Source organism: Pseudomonas sp. HS6-2 (assembly GCF_049325675.2).
Classification (GTDB): domain Bacteria; phylum Pseudomonadota; class Gammaproteobacteria; order Pseudomonadales; family Pseudomonadaceae; genus Aquipseudomonas; species Aquipseudomonas putida_N.
The window spans coordinates 4,886,996-4,910,384 of the sequence record NZ_CM143906.1; the positions used below are offsets into that span (position 1 = coordinate 4,886,996).

A 23,389-nucleotide genomic window follows, 5' to 3' on the forward strand; every position below is an offset into this window, starting at 1 on the left:
TTGTACCGCGAATGGGTCGCGAAGCGGCCCCAGGTTCTTCCCTGCAAACGGATCCTGCACATGGCTGCCCCCTCTTCTGCTACAACCCTCTTCCCGCGCAAACTGGCCATTGCCCTGTTGGCCCTGCTGGCCTGCTCGTTCGCCGGCAACCACATCGCCGCACGCATCGCCTTCGACGACGACACCGGCGTGCTGCTGGCCATTCTCTGCCGCTCGGGAATCACGTTCCTGGTGCTGGCCAGCCTGGTGCTGTGGCAGCGCCAACCGCTGCGCCTGCCTTCCGGCACACGGCGCTGGCAGCTGCTACTGGGCCTGCTGATCGCGACCCAGAGCCTGTGCCTGTATTCGGCAGTGGCACGCATTCCGGTGGCCCTGGCGCTGCTGGTGGGCAATACCTTCCCCATGCTCCTGGCGCTGCTGACCTGGGCACTGGGCGGTACCCGCCCGAGCGGGCGCACGGTGTTGTTCATGGGGCTGATCCTGTGCGGCCTGGTGCTGGCGCTGGATGTTCCGGCACGCTTGGCCGACGGTGGCGATGCCAACCCGCACTGGACCTTGGGGGTGGGCCTGGCGTTCTGCGCCGCCTGCGTGTTCGCCTGCGCCCTGTGGATCACCGACCACAAGCTGGCCGCCGTGCGCGGCCCGGTGCGCAGCCTGCTGACCTTGCTGATCGTGTTCACCAGCATGCTGGTCGCCGGCATCAGCGGTGTGATGCCGGCCGGCTTGTCGTTGCCGGGCAGCGCCAGCGGCTGGATAGCGCTGGCCAGCCTGGTGGCATTGTATGGCGTTGCCTTCACCTTGCTATTCGTCTGCGTACCCAAGCTGAACATGGCGCAGAACGCACCGGTAATGAACGTCGAGCCCATCGCTACGTTGCTGCTGGGCTGGGCGTTGCTCGGCCAGCAACTCAGTAGCATGCAATTGATTGGCGGTGCCGTGGTGGTGTGCGGCATCGTCCTGTTGACCTACCGGAGGCCTTGATGAGCGTCCCCCTGTTGCACCTGCAAGACCGACTTACCCGCCTGAGCATCGCCCCCGACCTGGGTGCCAGCCTGGTCAACTGGCAAGCCAGCGCCAATGGGCAAGCGTTGCTGCGCCCCGCCGACGAAGCCGCCCTGGCCAGCGGCAGCCCGCGGCGCCTGGGCTGCTACCCGTTGGCGCCGTGGTCCAACCGCATCGCCGAGGGCGGCTTCCAGCGCCCTGATGGCTGGCTGGCCCTGGCTCCGAACACCGGGCATGACCCCTACCCGATCCACGGCAGTGCCTGGCAGCAACCCTGGCAGGTTGAGCAGCACAGCGAACACCACGCCCGCCTGAGGCTCGACAGCACAATACCGTTTGCCTACCGGGCAACGCTGGATGTGCACCTGCACGAGGGCTGCCTGAGCCTCGACCTGCAGGTGACGCATCTGGATTCGCCGGCCACCTGGTATGGACTGGGGCTGCATCCTTACTTCCCGCGCCATCCCGATACGCGATTGCATGCTCAAGCGCGCACCGTGTGGCTGGCGGAGAATGGCCCGTTGCCGTCACGGCAAGCCGAGATACCTGATCACTGGAATTTCACCTGCGCACGTAGATTGCCAAAAACGGTGGTCGACCATGCCTTCAGCGAATGGCCCGGCAACTGCGTGATCGAGCAACCGGGCGCGGGGTATCGGCTGGTGTGCAGCGCCAGCGGCGCTGAGCATTTTCTATTGTTCTGCCCGCATGAGCAGCCGTTCTTCTGTTTCGAGCCGGTCAGCCACCCGATCAATGCACATCATCTGCCGGGAAGACCGGGCCTGAGACTGTTGCAGAAAGGCGAAGCAACCAGCCTGGGATTCAGGATGCAGTATCAGGCATTGTGACTACCTGATAATGGGGCTGCTTTGCAGCCCCATTCACCTCGCGTGCGACCTTCCACACCAGCACCGCCGCCACGATATCGAACGCCGCCAGCACCACGAACAGCGGGCTGTAGCCAATCTGCGTGACCAGAATGCCAAACACCAGGGTAAACACCGCCGCCCCCAGATAACCACACATGCCGCCCATGCCGGTCGCGGTCGCCACCTGGTCCTTGCTGAAGGAATCCGAGGTGATCGAGTACAGCGCCCCCGATAAAGTCTGGTGGGCAAAGCCGCCTATGCACAGTAGCAGGATCGCCGTGTACGGGCTTTCGACCAGGCCGATGCAGGCCGGGCCGATCATGCAGCTGGCGCCGAACACCAGCACCATCTTGCGCGAGGTGAACAGCGAAACCTTGAAGTAACGATGGAACATCGGGCTCAGGTAACCACCGAGCACGCAGCCGATGTCGGCAGCGAGGAACGGCAACCAGGCGAACATCGCCACTTCCTTGATGTTCATGTGCCGCTCGGTCATCAGGTACAGCGGAATCCAGGCGTTGAAGGTCTGCCAGGCCGGCTCGGAGAGGATGCGTGCCGAAGCGATGGCGTAGAAGTTGCGGGTCTTGAAGATGCGCCTCCAAGCCCCCTTCTCGCGCTTCTCGGCCTTGAAGTGAGCTTCCTGGCCGGACAGGATGTAGTCACGTTCCTCGTTACTCAGGCGCTTCTGATCACGCGGGTGCTTGTACAGCAGCATCCACAGCAAGGTCCACAGCACACCGGACACGCCGACGATGACAAACGCCAGCTGCCAGCCACTGTGCAGGATCGCCCAGACCACCAGCGGTGGCGCCAGCAATGCCCCCAGCGACGAACCGATGTTGAACCAGCCAATGGCGACCGAGCGTTCTTTGGCTGGGAACCATTCAGTGGTGGCCTTGACCCCGGCCGGCAAGCCGGCGGCCTCGGTCATGCCCAGCAACCCGCGCAGGAACGCCATGCTCTGCCAACCGCTGGCCAGGGCGGCCCCCGCACAGGCCAGCGACCAGGCCAGGGCGAACACGGCAAAGCCCAGTTTGGTGCCGACGAAATCAATGAGCCAGCCAGCGATCGGCTGCATGAGCGCATAGCACATCTGCCAGGTCGCGACGATCTTGGCGTATTGCTCGGTGGTGATGGAGAGGTCGGTCATCAGCGTGGGGGCTGCCACCGAGAGGGTGTTGCGGGCGAGGTAGTTGACGACGAGCCCGGCCGTGACAAGGCTGACCATCCACCAACGGATGCCTTTGATCTTCATTGTTCACCTGAATCTTGTTTTTAGAGTGACGGGTGATCTGCCTCACGCGCCGGCAGGGCGAAATGAGACAAATTGTTTCAGGTGAAGAGTGCCATGTCATAGGTCGTCGTACAACAGCAAATGTTATTGGTCAGCAAAATGGGAGGAAATCATTGAGAATGAAGAAAACCCAGTTTTGTTGTACGATCTCAACGATCAATCCAATTGCCGAGCCCGCAGGTCCCGCGCCAGCATGTCGATGAACGATCGCACTTTGGCCGAGCCGTACTTGCTCTCGCGGTGCAAGACATGGATCGGCCAGGGGGCCTCCTCGTATTCGGCAAGAATGACCTGCAACTGGCCGCTGGCCAGTTCATCGACTATCTGATACGACAGCAGCCGGGCGATGCCCAACCCGCTCACTGCCGCAGCGATCGCACCATCGTTGCTGGTGACCGTCAGCCGCGGTTTCATGCGCACCAGGGTCGGTTCGTCGGCCAGGCCGAAGCGCCAGCCGGCGCGCGGCGAGAGGTTGGTGGTGGCGATCACTGCATGGTCCGGCAAGTCCGAAGGATGCTGCGGCTCGCCCACGCGTGCGAGGTAGTCGGGCGATGCGCACAGCATCCGCCGCACCCGGCCCACACGCAGCGCCTTGAGGCCGGAGTCGGGCAGCGGCCCGATGCGCACGGCCACGTCCATGCCCTCCTCGACCATGTTCACCACGCGGTCGAGAAAGTACGCCGACACATCGACCTCGGGGTATTGCTGCAAGTAACGCACGATGCAAGGCATGACGAACTTCTTGCCGAACAGGATCGGCGCGGTGATCGCCAGCTCACCTTTGGGCGTGGCGTTGATACCGGCCGCGGCTTCATTGGCTTCATGGATGCTTGCGAGGATATGCCGGGTGTCTTCCAGGTAGCGGCTGCCCGCCTCGGTCAGGCGCACGCTACGGGTGGTACGCAACAGCAGCTTGACCCCGATCTGCTCTTCGAGGGCGCTGACGGCACGGGTGACAGCGGCAGGTGAGATGTCCAGGCGACGGGCGGCCGCGGCGAAGCTTTCCAGCTCGCCGACAGCGACGAACACCTTCATCAGGTGGATCTGGTCCATGCGGGTTCCTGGGCAATGGGGGTCCGGGGATTATCGGCTATTTGCGTTACCGGTGCCGGCTTCATAGGTCCAGCACCAACGCTTGGGCCGGCACCGCACAACAGATCAGTGCAGTGCCCTCCTCTGGCATCTCGGCAGGTGGATTCGGGTAATGCACCTGCCCACTCACCACCTTGGTCTTGCACGTCCCGCAAGAACCACCCCGGCAGCTGAACTCCGGCGACAGCCCGCGTGCCTCGGCCAGCTCTAGCAAGGTGCCAGCCCCAGGCGCCCAACGCGCCTCCTTGGCAGAGCCGGCAAAGTACACTGGCACCGGCTCGCTGGCAGCCGCTGGCTGTTGCAGCGTGGGCCGGTTGTCGTCGCCATGCCGCCGCAGCGTTGATGGCCCGAAGGCTTCGGCATGAATGCGGGCATCCGGCACATGCACGCTGCGCAGTCCCTCATACAAGTCCTGGGTGAAGCTGGCCGGCCCACACAGGTAGAAGTCGTAATCATCCAGCGCCAGCGTTGCCTTCACCTGCTCGATGCCCAGGCGCCCGCTGTGCTCGTAGTCACGCCCTTGTACGGCTTCGGCCTCAGGCTGGCTCAACGAACGATGCACGCTCAAGGCTGTACCGGCTCGCTGACGCAATTGGGCCAGTTCCTGCTGGAATGGCAGATCATTCAGGCTGCGGGCCCCGTGGAACAGATGGATGCGGCGCCCCTGCCCGTTCGCCAACAACTCGCGCAACATGGCGATGAGCGGTGTAATGCCCACGCCTGCACCGATCAGCACGACAGGCCTGTCGCTGGCGCTATCCAGGGTGAAGCTGCCCATGGGCAGACGCACCTCCAGCCTGTCCCCTGCCCTGACACGCTCATGCAGATAGCGCGACGCCGGGCCCTGTGCCTTGACGCTGATCCGCAGGTAGCCGTCGGACGGCGCGCAGGACAGGCTGTAGGTGCGTATCAGGGGTGCATCGGTACCCAGCGGGATACGCACGGGAATGTGCTGGCCGGGCAAGAACGCCACCGATTGGTCCGCAGCGAAATAGAACGAGCGGATGTCGCGACTCTCCTGCTCCACACGCGCCACCCGCCAGGCGAGCCACTGGCGCTGCCGTTCACGCTGCTGGAGCCGCAGCTGCGCCTCGGCCCAGGTGCCGGTCATCAGGCTGGTTGGCGCATATTCCTGAAAGGCCCAGCGCAAACTCACCGCCGCACGGCGCAGTACCACGTGCTCGATGTCCAGCGTCCACAGCCGCTCGGCGCCCTCGAATGCCGTGATCAGCGGGCTGTCGAGTATCACCTCGGTGCGCCCGGTCACCTGCAGTACATCACCGCTGCTGAAATCGACGAACAACAGCCCGGCTCGCGGATTCTCCAGCAGGTTGCCGAGGGTGTTGAAATGCAGGTTGCCGGCATAGTCGGGAAGGGTCAGGCGATTGCCTTCGACCCTGACGAAGCCGGGGCGCCCGCCACGGTGCGAGACGTCCACCGAACGCATGCCGTCGGGGTGATCGATATAACTGGCGACGAACAACGTGTCCGCGTTCGTGATCATCTGGACGGCCGTGGCATCCAGCCCTTGCGCATCGATTCTACCTTGCGCCGGTTCATCGACGCGCGTGTATTCGCGCAGCTGGATGTACTGCGGGCAATTGCCGAACGACTGCTCCACCTGCACGTCCAGCCGCCCATCAGCGGCCTGAGCGATCAGACCGTTGATGCGGTTGCGCCGGCGTGTGTGCAACTCGATGCCGAGCAGGCCGATGGCCCCGCCAGTTGCCAGCCCAGGCGTTGCCGGGTCATCGCTGGCCGGGTGGATATCGATCAGCAGTTGCCGAGGGTCGGGCGAGCTGACGAAGCCTTCCGGGCCTTCGAGCAGCGTCGCCCACGGCCTGCCGCCCTGATCCACAGCGCCGGCGACGATAAATGGCAACTGCTGGTAGAACGTGCGGTGCTGGTCGGGCATGTGGTCACGAATGACTTTCTGCCCGAACACGTCCATGCGCTCCGACACACCTGCATGCTCCTGCAGGCGCTTCTCGCCGGCATGCCAGGGCGAGGAGGTGCGATGATCGGGGAGTTGCGCCATGGCGGCATTCCTCGCGTGGGATGGCGGCTCAGACGGTGGTCTGCAGGCCGACGGCAGTACGTGGCATGGCGACGAAGCCAGGCAACGCTTCGATCCGCGCCAGCCAGGCACGCACGTTGGGGTAAGGTTCCAGCGAGACATTGCCCTCGGGGGCGTGGGCGATGTACGAGTAGTTGGCGACATCGGCGATGGTCGGTTCAATGCCGACGAGGAACGCCGACTTGGCCAGCTCAGCGTCCATCACCTTGAGCAAGGTGTGCGCGCGAGCGATGACTTCGTCGGTGTTGAACGAAGCGCCGAACACCGTCACCAGGCGAGCCGCTGCAGGGCCGAAGGCCAATGGGCCGGCGGCAACCGACAACCAGCGCTGGACGCGGGCGGCCTTTACCGGGTCATGGGGGAGCCACTTGCCCGCCTTGTCGTAGGTGCTCGCCAGGTAGACGAGAATTGCATTGGAATCGGCGATCACGATGCCGTTGTCATCGATCACCGGTACCTGGCCGAACGGATTGAGGGCGAGGAACTCCGGCTGCTTGTGCGCGCCTTTGGCCAGGTCGACGAATACCAGTTCGGTGGGCAGCTTCAGCAACGACAGCATCAGCTCAATGCGGTGGGCGTGGCCGGACTTGGGAAAGTTGTAGAGTGTGATCACGGGCTGGGCTCCAGGGTTGGCACCGGGGTGGTGCCAGCTGGAGCCCATCCTGCCCTGATTCGGCTGGCAGCAGAATCAGTGCAAGGAACAAACCATAATTTCGACTGGCGAAATAATCGGGTGATCAGTGCCGCGACTGCTTCTGATAGCGATACAGGCCCCGCGCAGCCTCGACCACATGCGGTACACAAGCCTGCAACTCAGCGAAGCTCATGGCATCGAGCAACTCGAAGTTGTCTTCCAGCCCATGCAGTGAAATCGCCTTGAGCAGTTGATCCTGCTCGGGCGGCAACTCGCCCCAAGCCGCTACCTGAGTGCCGCGCATGTAGCCGAAGCACCACTCTTCCATGATGATCGCCGGCCCTTCTTCGGCCTCGCTTTCTTCGAACAGCGGTTGGAAGCCTTCGAGGTTCTCCGCCAATTGCTCGGCAACCTGGTAGGCATAGCGCAGCATCAAGGCGGTGTAAGCCTCCTCATGGGCGGGTTTCTTGAACTTCGGTACCTTGCCGCCCGCGACGGTGGGCAGCCATTGCTCTGGCAGCACGTCGACCGGGGAACTGGCCAGGGCGGTGAAAAAACCATTGAGCTCGGCCAGGTTGAGCACCGAATAGTCGTTGCCGTAGGTGATCAGCAGGTCTTCGAGGCGGGCGAGTTCTTTTTCGCTGAGGGCGGGAAGCATGTGTGGGTGTCCTGGGGTGAAGATTTGCGTGCACCCTAGCACATGGGGGATTGCGTCTGCAGAAAGCATTCGCGGGGCAAGTCGGGTGCGGCGACCCGACTTGCCCCGCGATCAGGCAGCTAAGCCTTATACCGCCAACGCGCGCTCACGCAGCTCGCTGTTGAGGATGCGGTCGTTCTCGCTGTAGTCGACCGGGCAGTCGATCACGTGCACGCCTGGGGTCTTGATGCAGTGCTCGAGCAGCGGCAGGAAGGCTTCGGCGCTCTCCACGCGGTGGCCATTGGCACCGTAGGCTTCGGCGTACTTGACGAAGTCCGGGTTGCCGTAGTCCAGGCCGAAATCGGTGAAGCCCATGTTGGCCTGCTTCCAGCGGATCATGCCGTAGCCGTCGTCACGCAGGATCACCACGGTGATGTGCATGCCCAGACGAACTGCAGTTTCCAGCTCCTGGCTGTTCATCATGAAACCGCCGTCGCCGCATACCGAGATGACCGGGCGATCCGGGTACACCAGATGCGAAGCCATTGCCGATGGCAGGCCAGCACCCATGGTCGCCAGGGCGTTGTCGAGCAGCACGGTGTTCGGCTTGTGCGCTTTGTAGTTACGGGCGAACCAGATCTTGTAGATGCCGTTGTCCAGGGCCACGATGCCTTCGGACGGCAATGCGCGACGGATGTCGGCGACCAAGCGCTGCGGGTAGACCGGGAAGCGGTTGTCGTCGGCCCCTTCGGCGATCTGTACTTCGTTGGCTTCACGGATCGCCATCAGGCGGGTGAAGTCCCAATGCGCGGTGTCGTTCAGCGCTTCGCTGATCTGCCACACGGCGTTGGCGATGTCACCGATCACTTCGACCTGCGGGAAGTACACGGCATCGACTTCAGCGGAGCGGAAGCTGATGTGGATGACTTCGGTGCCGCCACGGACCATGAAGAACGGTGGCTTCTCGATCACGTCGTGGCCGATGTTGATGATCAGGTCCGCCGCTTCGATGGCACGGTGGACGAAGTCACCGGAGGACAGCGCCGCGTTACCCAGGAAGCGCGGGTGACGCTCGTCGACCACACCTTTACCCATCTGCGTGGTGATGAACGGGATGCCGGTCTTGTCGATCAGCTGCTTGAGGACCTTGGCGGTCATCTTGCGGTTGGCGCCGGCGCCGATCACCAGGATCGGGCTGCGGGCCTTCTGCAGTTTCTCGACGGCAGCTTCGATGGCCACGTGCTCGGCCAGCGGGCGACGGTGCAGGCTGCGCGGGATCGGCAGGGCGTCGGTCTGCTCGGCGGCGATGTCTTCCGGCAGCTCAAGGTGCACTGCACCCGGCTTTTCTTCTTCAGCCAGGCGGAACGCTTCGCGCATACGCGCCGGGATGTTGTCGGCCGAGGCGAACTGGTGGGTGTACTTGGTGATGGGGTCCATCATGCCGCACACGTCGATGATCTGGAAGCGGCCCTGCTTGGACTTCTTGATCGGCTTCTGGCCGGTGATCATCATCATCGGCATGCCGCCCAGGTAGGCGTAGGCACTGGCGGTTACCAGGTTGGTTGCACCAGGGCCCAGGGTCGACAGGCTGACGCCGGTCTTGCCGGTCAGGCGGCCATAGGTGGCGGCCATGAAGCCCGCGGACTGCTCGTGGCGGGTCAGTACCAGCTTGATCTTCGACTTGCGCAGGGATTCCAGCAGGTCGAGGTTTTCCTCACCAGGAATGCCGAACACATACTCGACACCTTCGTTTTCCAGGCATTGCACAACGACATCGGCGGCCTTGGCCATCTTGCTTGTAACCTCAAGTGATCGGACAGTGGAAGTCCAGAAATGCGCAGCACGGTACGCTGGCATCGCTCGGTTCGGGGGCCAGGATTGCCCCGAACTTAAGTCTTGACGCAGCTTAAGCGTAAATAAGTCACGTTAATTTGCGAGAAATATTGTCGCACCGTACAAACGGTGCAGATAGGAGGATACAGACAAAAGACATTTGGCTGCAGCGCCAAAGCGCCGCAGGGCGGGAAAGCCAGAGGGCAGAAAAGACAAAACCCCTACCTGCATGCGCAGATAGGGGTTTTGCGAAATGAATCTTGACGATGACCTACTCTCACATGGGGAAACCCCACACTACCATCGGCGATGCATCGTTTCACTACTGAGTTCGGGATGGGATCAGGTGGTTCCAATGCTCTATGGTCGTCAAGAAATTCTGTAGCCAGAATGTCTGTTGAACACTCTTGGCGAATTCGGATATGTGAATTTGTGATGTTGCGAACTTTCGGTTCTTTCGTCTTCACCACCGCAATCTGCGTTAGCAAATTGCTTGGGTGTTATATGGTCAAGCCTCACGGGCAATTAGTATTGGTTAGCTCAACGCCTCACAGCGCTTACACACCCAACCTATCAACGTCGTAGTCTTCGACGGCCCTTTAGGGGATTCAAGATCCCAGTGAGATCTCATCTTGAGGCAAGTTTCCCGCTTAGATGCTTTCAGCGGTTATCTCTTCCGAACATAGCTACCCGGCAATGCCACTGGCGTGACAACCGGAACACCAGAGGTTCGTCCACTCCGGTCCTCTCGTACTAGGAGCAGCCCCTCTCAAATCTCAAACGTCCACGGCAGATAGGGACCGAACTGTCTCACGACGTTCTAAACCCAGCTCGCGTACCACTTTAAATGGCGAACAGCCATACCCTTGGGACCGGCTTCAGCCCCAGGATGTGATGAGCCGACATCGAGGTGCCAAACACCGCCGTCGATATGAACTCTTGGGCGGTATCAGCCTGTTATCCCCGGAGTACCTTTTATCCGTTGAGCGATGGCCCTTCCATACAGAACCACCGGATCACTAAGACCTACTTTCGTACCTGCTCGACGTGTTTGTCTCGCAGTCAAGCGCGCTTTTGCCTTTATACTCTACGACCGATTTCCGACCGGTCTGAGCGCACCTTCGTACTCCTCCGTTACTCTTTGGGAGGAGACCGCCCCAGTCAAACTACCCACCATACACTGTCCTCGATCCGGATAACGGACCTGAGTTAGAACCTCAAAGTTGCCAGGGTGGTATTTCAAGGATGGCTCCATGAGAACTGGCGTCCCCACTTCAAAGCCTCCCACCTATCCTACACAAGCAAATTCAAAGTCCAGTGCAAAGCTATAGTAAAGGTTCACGGGGTCTTTCCGTCTAGCCGCGGATACACTGCATCTTCACAGCGATTTCAATTTCACTGAGTCTCGGGTGGAGACAGCGCCGCCATCGTTACGCCATTCGTGCAGGTCGGAACTTACCCGACAAGGAATTTCGCTACCTTAGGACCGTTATAGTTACGGCCGCCGTTTACCGGGGCTTCGATCAAGAGCTTCGCTTGCGCTAACCCCATCAATTAACCTTCCGGCACCGGGCAGGCGTCACACCCTATACGTCCACTTTCGTGTTTGCAGAGTGCTGTGTTTTTAATAAACAGTCGCAGCGGCCTGGTATCTTCGACCGGCATGGGCTTACGGAGCAAGTCCTTCACCCTCGCCGGCGCACCTTCTCCCGAAGTTACGGTGCCATTTTGCCTAGTTCCTTCACCCGAGTTCTCTCAAGCGCCTTGGTATTCTCTACCTAACCACCTGTGTCGGTTTGGGGTACGGTTCCCAGTTATCTGAAGCTTAGGAGCTTTTCTTGGAAGCATGGCATCAACCACTTCGCGCTCTAATGAGCACTCGTCATCAGCTCTCGGCCTTGAAATCCCGGATTTGCCTAAGATTTCAGCCTACCACCTTAAACTTGGACAACCAACGCCAAGCTGGCCTAGCCTTCTCCGTCCCTCCATCGCAATAACTGGAAGTACAGGAATATTAACCTGTTTTCCATCGACTACGCTTTTCAGCCTCGCCTTAGGGACCGACTAACCCTGCGTCGATTAACGTTGCGCAGGAAACCTTGGTCTTTCGGCGTGCGAGTTTTTCACTCGCATTGTCGTTACTCATGTCAGCATTCGCACTTCTGATACCTCCAGCAAGCTTCTCAACTCACCTTCACAGGCTTACAGAACGCTCCTCTACCGCGTCATCAAAGATGACACCCGTAGCTTCGGTGCATGGTTTGAGCCCCGTTACATCTTCCGCGCAGGCCGACTCGACTAGTGAGCTATTACGCTTTCTTTAAAGGGTGGCTGCTTCTAAGCCAACCTCCTAGCTGTCTAAGCCTTCCCACATCGTTTCCCACTTAACCATGACTTTGGGACCTTAGCTGACGGTCTGGGTTGTTTCCCTTTTCACGACGGACGTTAGCACCCGCCGTGTGTCTCCCATGCTCGGCACTTGTAGGTATTCGGAGTTTGCATCGGTTTGGTAAGTCGGGATGACCCCCTAGCCGAAACAGTGCTCTACCCCCTACAGTGATACATGAGGCGCTACCTAAATAGCTTTCGAGGAGAACCAGCTATCTCCGAGCTTGATTAGCCTTTCACTCCGATCCACAGGTCATCCGCTAACTTTTCAACGGTAGTCGGTTCGGTCCTCCAGTCAGTGTTACCTAACCTTCAACCTGCCCATGGATAGATCGCCCGGTTTCGGGTCTATACCCAGCGACTAAACGCCCTATTAAGACTCGCTTTCGCTACGCCTCCCCTATTCGGTTAAGCTCGCCACTGAATATAAGTCGCTGACCCATTATACAAAAGGTACGCAGTCACCTAACAAAGTAGGCTCCCACTGCTTGTACGCATACGGTTTCAGGTTCTATTTCACTCCCCTCTCCGGGGTTCTTTTCGCCTTTCCCTCACGGTACTGGTTCACTATCGGTCAGTCAGTAGTATTTAGCCTTGGAGGATGGTCCCCCCATGTTCAGACAAAGTTTCTCGTGCTCCGTCCTACTCGATTTCATTGATAAGAGATTTTCGTGTACGGGGCTATCACCCACTATGGCCGCACTTTCCAGAGCGTTCCACTAATCTCAAACCAACTTAAGGGCTGGTCCCCGTTCGCTCGCCACTACTAAGGGAATCTCGGTTGATTTCTTTTCCTCAGGGTACTTAGATGTTTCAGTTCCCCTGGTTCGCCTCTTGCACCTATGTATTCAGTACAAGATACTCAGCTTATGCTGAGTGGGTTCCCCCATTCAGAGATCTCTGGATCACAGTCTGTTTGCCGACTCCCCAAAGCTTATCGCAGGCTACCACGTCTTTCATCGCCTCTGACTGCCAAGGCATCCACCGTATGCGCTTCTTCACTTGACCATATAACCCCAAGCAATCTGGTTATACTGTGAAGACGACATTCGCCGAAAATTCGCATTTCGCTCAATTAAGAGCAGAACTCACAAATTTTACCTTAGCCTGATCCACCAGCAGTGAAACTGGTGTTCAGTCTATATCTATCACATATCCGAATTTTTAAAGAACGATCTGACAAAAGTCAGAAATCAACATTCAAACCGAATGCTCATTTCTAAGTTCTGAACAGTGATGCAAAGTGGTGGAGCCAAGCGGGATCGAACCGCTGACCTCCTGCGTGCAAGGCAGGCGCTCTCCCAGCTGAGCTATGGCCCCGTATACGGCTGAACCAAGTAATGGTAGGTCTGGGCAGATTTGAACTGCCGACCTCACCCTTATCAGGGGTGCGCTCTAACCAACTGAGCTACAGACCTATAACAGGGTCGCGTTACAGCATCGTCTTTTACAATGAATCAAGCAATTCGTGTGGGAGCTCATCAGCAGGCTGATGTCGTCGATTAAGGAGGTGATCCAGCCGCAGGTTCCCCTACGGCTACCTTGTTACGACTTCACCCCAGTCATGAATCACACCGTGGTAACCGTCCTCCCGAAGGTTAGACTAGCTACTTCTGGTGCAACCCACTCCCATGGTGTGACGGGCGGTGTGTACAAGGCCCGGGAACGTATTCACCGCGACATTCTGATTCGCGATTACTAGCGATTCCGACTTCACGCAGTCGAGTTGCAGACTGCGATCCGGACTACGATCGGTTTTGTGAGATTAGCTCCACCTCGCGGCTTGGCAACCCTCTGTACCGACCATTGTAGCACGTGTGTAGCCCAGGCCGTAAGGGCCATGATGACTTGACGTCATCCCCACCTTCCTCCGGTTTGTCACCGGCAGTCTCCTTAGAGTGCCCACCATAACGTGCTGGTAACTAAGGACAAGGGTTGCGCTCGTTACGGGACTTAACCCAACATCTCACGACACGAGCTGACGACAGCCATGCAGCACCTGTGTCAGAGTTCCCGAAGGCACCAATCCATCTCTGGAAAGTTCTCTGCATGTCAAGGCCTGGTAAGGTTCTTCGCGTTGCTTCGAATTAAACCACATGCTCCACCGCTTGTGCGGGCCCCCGTCAATTCATTTGAGTTTTAACCTTGCGGCCGTACTCCCCAGGCGGTCAACTTAATGCGTTAGCTGCGCCACTAAAATCTCAAGGATTCCAACGGCTAGTTGACATCGTTTACGGCGTGGACTACCAGGGTATCTAATCCTGTTTGCTCCCCACGCTTTCGCACCTCAGTGTCAGTATCAGTCCAGGTGGTCGCCTTCGCCACTGGTGTTCCTTCCTATATCTACGCATTTCACCGCTACACAGGAAATTCCACCACCCTCTACCGTACTCTAGCTTGCCAGTTTTGGATGCAGTTCCCAGGTTGAGCCCGGGGCTTTCACATCCAACTTAACAAACCACCTACGCGCGCTTTACGCCCAGTAATTCCGATTAACGCTTGCACCCTCTGTATTACCGCGGCTGCTGGCACAGAGTTAGCCGGTGCTTATTCTGTCGGTAACGTCAAAACAGCAAGGTATTAACTTACTGCCCTTCCTCCCAACTTAAAGTGCTTTACAATCCGAAGACCTTCTTCACACACGCGGCATGGCTGGATCAGGCTTTCGCCCATTGTCCAATATTCCCCACTGCTGCCTCCCGTAGGAGTCTGGACCGTGTCTCAGTTCCAGTGTGACTGATCATCCTCTCAGACCAGTTACGGATCGTCGCCTTGGTGAGCCATTACCCCACCAACTAGCTAATCCGACCTAGGCTCATCTGATAGCGCAAGGCCCGAAGGTCCCCTGCTTTCTCCCGTAGGACGTATGCGGTATTAGCGTTCCTTTCGAAACGTTGTCCCCCACTACCAGGCAGATTCCTAGGCATTACTCACCCGTCCGCCGCTGAATCAAGGAGCAAGCTCCCGTCATCCGCTCGACTTGCATGTGTTAGGCCTGCCGCCAGCGTTCAATCTGAGCCATGATCAAACTCTTCAGTTCAATACTGCTTGGGTTTTTAAGAAACCCTAAACTTGGCTCAGCAATCTCAAATGACTATGTGATTTCTCGCATGGCCACTTGTGATGCTGATAATCTTTGTGACTATCAGTCCGTACTCACAAGCACCCACACGAATTGCTTGATTCGATTTGTTAAAGAGCGTTTGGTTAAGAGCTTTTCGTCTCAACCGAGGCGCGCATTCTACGCTTTCCTCACTTGCTGTCAAGCGTTATTTTGAAGTTCTTTCGAAGCTGCTTTCTTTCAAAAGCGTTCAACTTCAACAACTTACCGCTTGCCTCGTTGCGTTCAACGCTGCGAGGAGGCGAATAATACGCGCTTTGAAATCAGAGTCAACACCTTGATCTGAAAAACTTTCGATCTTCATCTGCGGCCACCTGGCAACTAAATGCATGAAGCGCCGCTCTGTAGAGAAACAACCTGTGGAGCGTGACGGCCATGAGCGATGCGCAGAGCGAAAAGACCCCTGGCCTGTCGGCGGACGAAGAAAAGGAAGTCAGCCATAACCAGCCGCCGCGGGCTGCGGTGTTGCACGAAATCATTCGTTACCAGGGCGATCAGGAACTGGAGCGCACGCTCGCGGCACTGTGGTGGTCTGCCCTTGCCGCCGGCCTGACCATGGGCCTGTCATTAATGGCCATGGGGCTGTTCTATGCCCGACTGCCTGAAGGTGAAAGCGCCCAGGTCATCGCCAGCATCGGCTACAGCGCCGGTTTTCTCGCGGTGATCCTGGCACGTCAGCAACTGTTCACCGAAAACACCCTCACCGCCGTGCTGCCGGTCATGACCAGGCCAACTCTGGCCAACCTCGGGCGCTTGCTGCGGCTATGGAGCGTGGTGCTGCTCGGCAACCTCGCGGGCACCTTGCTGGTGGCCTGGGTAATGCTCGAACTGCCGATCTTCGACAGCAAGACCGACGTGGCCTTCCTCGAAGTCGGGCGCAAGGTAATGAAGAACGACATCAGCCAGATGTTCGCCAAAGGCATCGTGTCGGGCTGGATGATCGCCACCATGGTCTGGATGATCCCGTCCATGGAACAGGCCAAGATCTGGATCATCTTGATGATCACCTACCTGATGGCGCTGGGCGACTTCACCCATATCGTCGTTGGCTCGGTGGAAGTTTCCTACCTGGTATGGGCCGGCGACGAAACCTGGAGCAGCTTCTGGCTGGCGTTCGCCTTGCCGACCCTGGCTGGCAACATCATCGGTGGCAGCTTCATCTTCGCCCTGATCAGCCATGCCCAGGTGCGCAGCGACAGCGGCAAGCCGCCATCGCAACTATTAAAGGATAAAGAAGGTCAGCAACGCCGGGACTGAACTCAGCGCGCCGCCAATGCCCGTTCGGCCGCCCTGCCCCGCTCTCGCGCCGGGTGCGGCAGCCACCAGTTCTGCCCCTCGTGCGGTGAGTCGATACTGACCCGCTCGCCCATCTGTGGGGTACTCAGCCGCACCTGGGCTGCAGCTGCCAGGGCGACGATGCGTTCGAACGGCTCCTGCCAGCCATGGATGGACAGGTCGAAGGTGCCATTATGGATTGGCAGCATCCAGCGCCCGCGCAAATCCAGGTGTGCCTGCAGGCTCTGTTCCGGTTGCATATGCACGTTGGGCCAGGCCACGTTGTAGGCACCGGTCTCGATCAACGTCAGGTCGAACGGCCCGAAGCGTTCGCCGATTTCAGCAAAGCCGGCGAAGTAACCGGTATCACCGCTGAAGAACAGGCGCGTCTGGTCATCTATCAGCACCCAGGAAGCCCACAAGGTTCGATTGCTGTCGAACAGCCCACGCCCGGAGAAGTGTTGCGCGGGCGTGGCGATGAAACGCACACCCTCGACTTCGGTTTCCTGCCACCAGTCCAGTTGCACGACCTTTGCAGCAGGCACCCCCCACTCGATCAGCAGGTCACCCACCCCGAGCGGCGCCAGGAAGCGCTCGGCACGTGGGGCCAGTCGGCGTATCGCCTGCTCATCGAGGTGGTCGAAATGGTCGTGGGAGAGAATTACCGCCGTCAGCGGCGGCAACTCATCCAGCCCTAGCGGTGGTGCATGAAAGCGCAGCGGCCCGGCCCATTGCACCGGCGAGGCGCGTTCGGCGAAGACCGGGTCGGTAAGGAAGTAGCGACCGCGCAGCTTGAGCAATACTGTGGAATGGCCCAGGCGCCAGAGGCTGTGGTCCGGCGCATCAAGCACCTGCTGGCGGGTCATGGGCTGCACGCTGATCGCGGCCGCCGGCCGGGTTTCCGGCGGCTTGCGCAGGAACAGGTACTTGAGGCCGATGCGCAGCTTCTTCAGCACGCCATCCTGGGGCAGGCTGGCCTGGTTGTGAAAACGTCCGTCCCGCTGCGGCGCCGATTGGTCGCCAGGATTCGCCATGGGAGCCATGAGCAGTAACACTCCAAGCAAGAGGAAAGGCTTCATGTTACCCCACTGGGATCACATCAACCGTGAATTGGCTTGTAAGGTCATTTTTCGTCGATGAAACACTGTTCAACAATATTCACGTGAGTTATGCGATAAACGGCACCCCAGCAGAAGAACAACGACCATGATGGACAATCGCAGCGGCAAGGGACTTTCTTTCGTCAAGCGCATCTACCTGCCTCGTGTCATCGGCCTGGGGATCGGCCTGTTCAGCGTAGCCGCTGCCGTGGCGCCGCTGTCGCCGCCAACCTGGGTCTGGGTGCTGCTGCTGTTCAATGGCCTGCTCTGGCCACATGTCGCCTATCAGTGGGCATCGCGTTCAGCGGCCCCTTATCAGGCAGAACAGCGCAACATGCTGCTGGACTCGCTGCTGGGCGGCTTCTGGACCGCGGCCATGCACTTCAACCCGCTGCCGACCGTGACCGTGCTGTCGATGATGACCATGAACAACGTGGCCGCGGGCGGCAAGCGCCTGATCGTGCGCGGGATCATGGCTCAACTGGCCGGCATGTTGCTGGCCAGCACGCTGCTGGGCACCGGGCTGCAGTTGAACGCCACGGCGCTGCAGATCTACGCCTGCCTGCCAATGCTGACCCTGTACCCGTTGGCCCTGGGCTGGGTCTGTTACCGCCTGGCGATCAAGCTGGGCGAGCACAAGCGCCGCCTCAGCGCCCTGAGCCTCACCGACAGCTTGACCGGCCTGCTCAACCACGGCGCCTGGAAAGATCTGCTGCTACTCAGGTTCCAGGCCTGCCGGCAACAACAGTCACCCGCCGTGATCGCGCTGATCGACATCGATCACTTCAAGACCATCAACGACACCTTCGGCCACGTGGTCGGCGATTGCGTACTGCGCCAGTTTAGCGAGGAGCTCAAGCGCAACCTGCGCGAGTCCGACCAGGCCGGGCGCTATGGTGGCGATGAGTTCTGCGTGATCCTCCCCGCCACCAGCGAGGCTCAGGCCTGCCAGGCCATGGAGCGCCTGCGCGAACAGGTCGCCAGCTACCGCAACCCGCAGCTGCCGCACCTGCGCATCAGCCTGAGCATTGGCCTGGCGGCGTTCAATGCCGACCTCCAGTCCCCCGAGCACTGGCTGGAGCAGGCCGACAAGGCGCTGTACAGCGCCAAGCGGCGCGGTCGCGACCAGGTCAATTTCGCGCAGGGCGAGGCCACCCCGCTCAGGCTGGCCTATCCTGACTGAACCTCCTTGCTGATTGGCCGGCGGGGGACTGCAGTCAACAAGGAGTTGTTCGCGCATGGCCAGGACCGCCAGCTCCCTCCCCCGTCTCCAAGTCCGTCATCTGATTGGCGGCATCTGCGCAGTTTTCGGCCTCGCCTGCCTGGTCACGCTGGGTGCCTTGTTCAATATCGCCGCCACGCTCGACCAACAGGAGCAGCAACGCAGTGCGTTCCATGCCACCCAGACGCTGGAACAACGGTTGCTGGCCTCCAGGCAGTTTCTTTCCAGCTACGCGGTGTGGGACGCCGCCTTCGAACACCTGGCTGGCAAGGTCGACTGGCAGTGGGCCTATGAACAAAAGAATGTCGGCGAGTCGCTGTACAGCGCCAGCGGCTACGAAGGGGTATTCGTGGTGGAAGATCAACGCACCACCTATGCGCTTTTCAAGGGGGCACCGACCCAGGCAGATGCTGGCAGTTTCATCGATGCCCCCCTGGCAGAGGTCATCGACGCGGCGCGTGGGGCGGCCAGCGCCCGCAAGCAGATTACCCGCTTCGTCATGTTCAACAACTGGCCAGCAGTGCTCAGCGCTGCCGCCGTGCGCCCGGACCGGGATGTTTCCGCCCAGGAGGTGAGCCAGGCACCGGTCATGCTGTTCGTCGACCAGCTTACCGAAGCCAAGCTCGAGGGCCTGGGCGCGGGTGCAGGCCTTGCACACATGCACATCGAAAAGAACGGCGAGCACGACCGCCCCCAGCAACAAATTGCCCTGGGCAATACTGGCTACCACCTGACCTGGACCAGCCCGCAGCCTGGGCGACAACTGTTATGGGCCGTGCTGCCGCCCTTGATCTGCGCATTACTGATACTGGCCTTGGTCATGCTTTATCTGTTTCGCCATGCGCTGCGCAGCTCCCGCGCCATCGACCTCAGCCTTGAGCGCCTGCAGGAGAGCAATCAGGCGCTGGAAGCCAGTGAACAGCGTTTTCGCGCGGTCGCCGAGGCTGCGTCCGACTGGATCTGGGAGACCGACCGCCAGCAACGGCTGACCTATCTGTCACAGCGATTCGTCAAGGTCACCGGCGACCCGGTCGAGGTCTGGCTGGGCCAGCCGCTCAACCAGTTGCTCAGCTGTGAAACCACGCCCCTTTCTCCTTGGCTGGACGCCCAGGCCGAGGCCGATTCGGAGCAACCGGCCAACCTGCGCTGTGCCTACCTCGACCACAATGGCCTGAGCCGCTACTGCCGGATTTCAGCCCGGGCAATCCGCTTCGATGGCAAGCTCGCCGGCTTTCGGGGCACGGCCAGCGATATCACCGACGAAGTCGAGGCCCATGCGCGCATCCAGCACCTGTCGCTGCACGACCCGCTGACCGGCCTGGCCAACCGCAACAAGCTGGCCCGGCACCTGGAACAGACATTGCTGCGCGGCAGCGACTCGCCGCCGCTGACCCTGCTGCTGCTCGATCTCGACAATTTCAAGCCCATCAACGACTCCCTTGGCCACGCGGCAGGCGATGCAGTCCTGCAAGAGGTCGCCGCGCGCCTGCGTGACACCACGCGTGACGTTGACCTGGTGGCGCGTCTGGGTGGTGACGAATTCGTACTGGTGCTCACCGGCATGGATAACCGCAGCGAGATCGACAAGCTGTGCCGGCGGCTCATCGAATTGCTGCAACAGCCCATTGCCTTCGAAAACCATCAGTTGCATATCGGCGCCAGCGTCGGCATCGCCCAAACCCGCAATCAAGGTTTCGATGCTGGCGAACTGATCCGTTGCGCGGACATCGCCCTGTACCAGGCCAAGGCCGATGGCAAAGGCACCTGGCGCTACTTCAGCGACGAGATGAACCAGCAGATCCAGTATCGCCGCCAATTGGAAAATGACTTGCGCCACGCCCTGAACAGCAACGAATTCGTTCTCCATTACCAGCCACGCTACCGCCTGAGCGACTTGCGCATCGTTTCGGTCGAAGCCCTGCTGCGCTGGCAACATCCGCAAGAAGGCCTGCTTGCCCCGGACACCTTCATCCCGCTGGCCGAGCAAAGCGAGCTGATCGTCACCCTGGGACGCTGGGTGTTGCGTGAAGCTTGCCGCAGTGCGCTCGACTGGCCGGAACACCTGCTGGTGTCGGTAAACCTGTCACCGGCGCAGTTCTTGCGCAGCGACGTGGTTGCCGACATTCGCGAGATCCTTCTGGATACCCGCTTCCCCGCCCAGCGGCTGGAGCTGGAGATAACCGAGAACGTGATGCTCAACGATATAGAAGGCGCCCTGGCTACCATGCTTGCGCTGAAGGAACTGGGCGTGCGGCTGAACATGGACGACTTCGGCACAGGCTACTCGTCGCTGGGTTACCTGCGGACCTATCCGTTCGACAGCATCAAGATCGACAAACGCTTCATCGCCGGCCTTGCCAATGCCACTGGCAACGACCGGGCGGTCGTGCAGGCCATCATCAACCTGGGTGAGGCCATGGGCCTTACCGTGACCGCCGAGGGCGTGGAAACCGAACAACAGTTGCAAACCCTGGCCAGGGACAATTGTCATGAAGTGCAGGGCTATTACCTGAGCCGGCCACTGGACAGAGCCGGCTTCGAGCAATTGTTGCAACACAAGCCGGGTTGCTCTGCCGATGCCACTTTAAGCGGCTCAGCGCAGTGAACGCTCGGCGACGATTTCCGGCAGATCGCTGCGTTGCAGGTAGATGCGCAATGGCTCGCCGATGTTCAGCCGGTCATCCACATGCTGCTCCAGCAACAGCGCCAGACGCTCCCGGCACAGTGCCATGCGCGCACCCTGTTGTGGCCGCCAGACGAATTCGTTGCAGGGGGTGATGCTGTCATCCGCCACGTCCATGCCGAATGCGTCCTCGGAAAACCGCACGATATGGACGCCGCGCTTGCCATGAAAGCCGACAAAACCATTGAGCTGGTCGGCAGCGCTGCAGATGTCCTGGGAAGTGATGGCCATGACGTAACCTCGCAAATGAACGGAAGTGACGCACGCCAGGCAGGCAACGGTCGCCTCTGATGGGCGACGCGCAGTGGGCAGCCTAGCTCATGTACTCATCGTTGCGCCAAGGTTTTCGTCGTCTGGCATGAGATCGACTGGCATGGCGTCGACCTGCGACGCCAGCAGCCCGCCCAACCAGCCCATGAAGGCCTGGACCCTGCGTGGCACATGCCGTTGCCGGGCATACAGCAAGGACACCGGCATGGCCTGTGCCTGCCAGCCGTGCATCACCTCCACCAGCTCGCCGCTTGCCAGGTGATGCGCCACACCCACTGCTGGCACCTGGATCAAGCCAAGGCCGGCCAGGCATGCCGCCGAATAGGCCTCGGCATTGTTGACCGTGACCGCGCCGGCCATGGGCTGAAAGCATACCTGGCCGGCCTGCATGTACTCAAAGCCCGCGCTGCGCGCCCCCAGGTTGCGGACGTAGTGGACCAGGCTGTGCTCCGCCAGATCATCCAGGCTCTGTGGCACGCCGCAACGGGCAAGGTAGGCGGGGCTGGCGCAATTGCGCATGCTCAACTGGCCGACAGGCCGCGCTACGACATCCAGGTCACTCAGCGCACCGATGCGCATGACACAGTCGAAGCCTTCACGCAGCAGATCAACTTGTCGATCAGTGCAACTGATCTCCACCTCCAGCCTGGGAAACCGCGACAAGAATTGCGGCAAGGCCGGAATGATCACACGGCGGGCCATCATGGTTGGCATGTCGACCCGCAAGCAGCCGGCCAGCTCGGCATCGTCCGCGCGGAACAGGCTCTCGATCTCGTCCATGCCCGACAGCAGGTCCTTGCTACGCTCATACAGCAATGAACCGTCCTGGGTCGCCTGGACGCGCCGCGTGGTGCGGTTGAACAGGCGCGTGCCAAGCAATTGCTCCAACGCCCTCACCTGCTCCGACACCGTCGAGCGCGGCAGGCCCAGGCTGTCTGCCGCCAGTGTGAAACTGCTCAACTCGCTGACGCGTACGAAGGTGCGCAGCAGTTCCAGCTTGTTCATACCCACCCCGACTGTTCGAAACACGCGAACAGTATTTCCGATTCTGCTGGATTTAACAGCCGCATCACGATCAATAACCTGTCCGTCATCCACCACCCACGAGGGATACGACATGACTCGCAAGATCGCTCTGATCACTGGCGCCAGCCGTGGCCTGGGCCGCAATGCCGCTGAACATCTGGCTGCACGCGGTATCGACATCATCGGCACCTACCACAGCAGGGCCGACGAGGCGCAGCAGGTGGCCAAGGCTCTCGAAGCGGCTGGTGCCAAGGCTGCCATGCTGCAACTGGATGTCGGCGACAGCAGCAGCTTCGCCAGCTTTGCCGAACGCCTGGGCACGACCTTGCAACAACACTTCGGCCGTGAGCGCTTCGATTTCCTGGTTAACAATGCCGGTATCGGCTTGAATGTGCCGTTCAGCGAAACCACCGAGACGCAGTTCGACCAGTTGCTGAACATACAGCTCAAGGGGCCGTTCTTCCTCACTCAGCGGCTGCTGCCGTTGCTCGTCGATGGCGGGCGCATCGTTAACATCTCGTCCGGACTGGCGCGTTTCGCACTGCCTGGGTATGCCGCCTATGCGGCCATGAAGGGGGCGATGGAGGTCTTGACCCGATATCAGGCCAAGGAGCTCGGGTCACGCGGCATCCGCGTCAACATCCTCGCACCGGGGGCGATCGAGACTGATTTTGGTGGTGGGGTGGTGCGCGACAACCAGCAGGTCAATGACTTCATTGCCGGCAATACGGCATTGGGGCGGGTCGGGTTGCCCGATGATATCGGCGCCGCCATCGCACTGTTGCTCGAAGAGGGCAATGGCTGGATTACCGGGCAGCGGCTGGAGGTGTCTGGCGGGATGTTCCTTTAAGTCAGAGATTCTGGGG

The 23,389-nt window shown here is 60.1% G+C and carries 15 protein-coding genes, 2 tRNA genes and 3 rRNA genes; 6 read left to right on the top strand and 14 right to left on the bottom strand.

Features of this window, described 5'->3' with window-relative positions; translation table 11 throughout:
- The first annotated feature begins 60 nt into the window (after window positions 1-60).
- Both ACOKS3_RS22830 and ACOKS3_RS22835 read left to right on the top strand, forming a co-directional pair.
- Window positions 61-981 carry an EamA family transporter gene (locus tag ACOKS3_RS22830; RefSeq protein WP_103449472.1) on the top strand — a complete coding sequence of 307 codons (921 nt, stop codon included), beginning with the start codon at window positions 61-63 and terminating at the stop codon, window positions 979-981.
- Window positions 981-1,850, top strand: a complete 870-nt coding sequence (locus ACOKS3_RS22835) for an aldose 1-epimerase (RefSeq protein ID WP_103449471.1) — start codon at window positions 981-983, stop codon at window positions 1,848-1,850. The genes ACOKS3_RS22830 and ACOKS3_RS22835 overlap by 1 nt, the downstream gene beginning before the upstream one ends.
- On the opposite strand, the gene ACOKS3_RS22840 is transcribed toward ACOKS3_RS22835, so the two are convergent.
- From ACOKS3_RS22840 to ACOKS3_RS22890, 11 genes are all read right to left on the bottom strand, one after another.
- Window positions 1,825-3,126 carry an MFS transporter gene (locus ACOKS3_RS22840; protein ID WP_103449470.1) on the bottom strand — a complete coding sequence of 434 codons (1,302 nt, stop codon included), beginning with the start codon at window positions 3,124-3,126 and terminating at the stop codon, window positions 1,825-1,827. The genes ACOKS3_RS22835 and ACOKS3_RS22840 overlap by 26 nt on opposite strands.
- Before the next feature lie 195 nt (window positions 3,127-3,321).
- Window positions 3,322-4,218 carry a LysR family transcriptional regulator gene (locus tag ACOKS3_RS22845; RefSeq protein WP_103449469.1) on the bottom strand — a complete coding sequence of 299 codons (897 nt, stop codon included), beginning with the start codon at window positions 4,216-4,218 and terminating at the stop codon, window positions 3,322-3,324.
- Between the two features lie 61 nt (window positions 4,219-4,279).
- Entirely contained in the window at window positions 4,280-6,295 is a 2,016-nt protein-coding gene (locus tag ACOKS3_RS22850) for a pyridoxamine 5'-phosphate oxidase family protein (RefSeq protein WP_103449468.1), read from the bottom strand.
- 28 nt (window positions 6,296-6,323) lie between these two features.
- The gene (locus tag ACOKS3_RS22855; RefSeq protein WP_103449467.1) at window positions 6,324-6,995 is read right to left on the bottom strand and encodes a glutathione S-transferase family protein; all 672 of its coding nucleotides are present in this window, start codon (window positions 6,993-6,995) and stop codon (window positions 6,324-6,326) included.
- A 76-nt stretch (window positions 6,996-7,071) separates the two neighbouring features.
- Window positions 7,072-7,626 carry a UPF0149 family protein gene (locus tag ACOKS3_RS22860; protein ID WP_103449466.1) on the bottom strand — a complete coding sequence of 185 codons (555 nt, stop codon included), beginning with the start codon at window positions 7,624-7,626 and terminating at the stop codon, window positions 7,072-7,074.
- A gap of 126 nt (window positions 7,627-7,752) precedes the next feature.
- Window positions 7,753-9,396, bottom strand: coding sequence for an acetolactate synthase large subunit (locus tag ACOKS3_RS22865; RefSeq protein WP_103449465.1), 1,644 nt, complete (start codon window positions 9,394-9,396; stop codon window positions 7,753-7,755).
- A gap of 300 nt (window positions 9,397-9,696) precedes the next feature.
- Window positions 9,697-9,812, bottom strand: a 5S ribosomal RNA gene (rrf, locus tag ACOKS3_RS22870).
- A gap of 130 nt (window positions 9,813-9,942) precedes the next feature.
- A 23S ribosomal RNA gene (locus tag ACOKS3_RS22875) occupies window positions 9,943-12,834 on the bottom strand.
- Between the two features lie 236 nt (window positions 12,835-13,070).
- Window positions 13,071-13,146 (bottom strand) — tRNA-Ala (locus ACOKS3_RS22880).
- Between the two features lie 21 nt (window positions 13,147-13,167).
- Window positions 13,168-13,244: transfer RNA gene (locus ACOKS3_RS22885), tRNA-Ile, on the bottom strand.
- A gap of 85 nt (window positions 13,245-13,329) precedes the next feature.
- Window positions 13,330-14,866, bottom strand: a 16S ribosomal RNA gene (locus tag ACOKS3_RS22890).
- Together the 16S, 23S and 5S rRNA genes with 2 tRNA genes alongside form the textbook arrangement of a ribosomal RNA operon.
- 456 nt (window positions 14,867-15,322) lie before the next feature.
- Between ACOKS3_RS22890 and ACOKS3_RS22895 the strand changes: the two genes are divergently transcribed.
- Window positions 15,323-16,204 (top strand): formate/nitrite transporter family protein, encoded by an 882-nt coding sequence (locus tag ACOKS3_RS22895; RefSeq protein ID WP_103449464.1) that lies wholly within the window; start codon window positions 15,323-15,325, stop codon window positions 16,202-16,204.
- 2 nt (window positions 16,205-16,206) lie between these two features.
- Here ACOKS3_RS22895 and ACOKS3_RS22900 read toward each other — a convergent pair whose 3' ends face one another.
- The gene (locus ACOKS3_RS22900) at window positions 16,207-17,301 is read right to left on the bottom strand and encodes an MBL fold metallo-hydrolase (RefSeq protein ID WP_103449463.1); all 1,095 of its coding nucleotides are present in this window, start codon (window positions 17,299-17,301) and stop codon (window positions 16,207-16,209) included.
- Between the two features lie 130 nt (window positions 17,302-17,431).
- On the opposite strand from ACOKS3_RS22900, the gene ACOKS3_RS22905 reads away from it, so the two are divergent.
- Window positions 17,432-18,505 carry a diguanylate cyclase gene (locus ACOKS3_RS22905; RefSeq protein WP_103449888.1) on the top strand — a complete coding sequence of 358 codons (1,074 nt, stop codon included), beginning with the start codon at window positions 17,432-17,434 and terminating at the stop codon, window positions 18,503-18,505.
- 55 nt (window positions 18,506-18,560) lie between these two features.
- A complete protein-coding gene (locus ACOKS3_RS22910) occupies window positions 18,561-21,149 on the top strand; it encodes a bifunctional diguanylate cyclase/phosphodiesterase (protein WP_422764638.1) in 2,589 nt (862 codons plus the stop codon).
- Here ACOKS3_RS22910 and ACOKS3_RS22915 read toward each other — a convergent pair.
- Both ACOKS3_RS22915 and ACOKS3_RS22920 read right to left on the bottom strand, forming a co-directional pair.
- On the bottom strand, window positions 21,138-21,458 hold the full coding sequence (locus ACOKS3_RS22915) for a DUF2025 family protein (protein WP_103449461.1): 321 nt from the start codon (window positions 21,456-21,458) through the stop codon (window positions 21,138-21,140). The two genes, ACOKS3_RS22910 and ACOKS3_RS22915, sit on opposite strands and share 12 nt — an antisense overlap.
- A gap of 87 nt (window positions 21,459-21,545) precedes the next feature.
- A complete protein-coding gene (locus tag ACOKS3_RS22920; RefSeq protein ID WP_103449460.1) occupies window positions 21,546-22,502 on the bottom strand; it encodes a LysR family transcriptional regulator in 957 nt (318 codons plus the stop codon).
- Between the two features lie 112 nt (window positions 22,503-22,614).
- Between ACOKS3_RS22920 and ACOKS3_RS22925 the strand changes: the two genes are divergently transcribed.
- A complete protein-coding gene (locus ACOKS3_RS22925; protein ID WP_103449459.1) occupies window positions 22,615-23,373 on the top strand; it encodes an SDR family NAD(P)-dependent oxidoreductase in 759 nt (252 codons plus the stop codon).
- The last annotated feature ends 16 nt before the right edge of the window (window positions 23,374-23,389 follow it).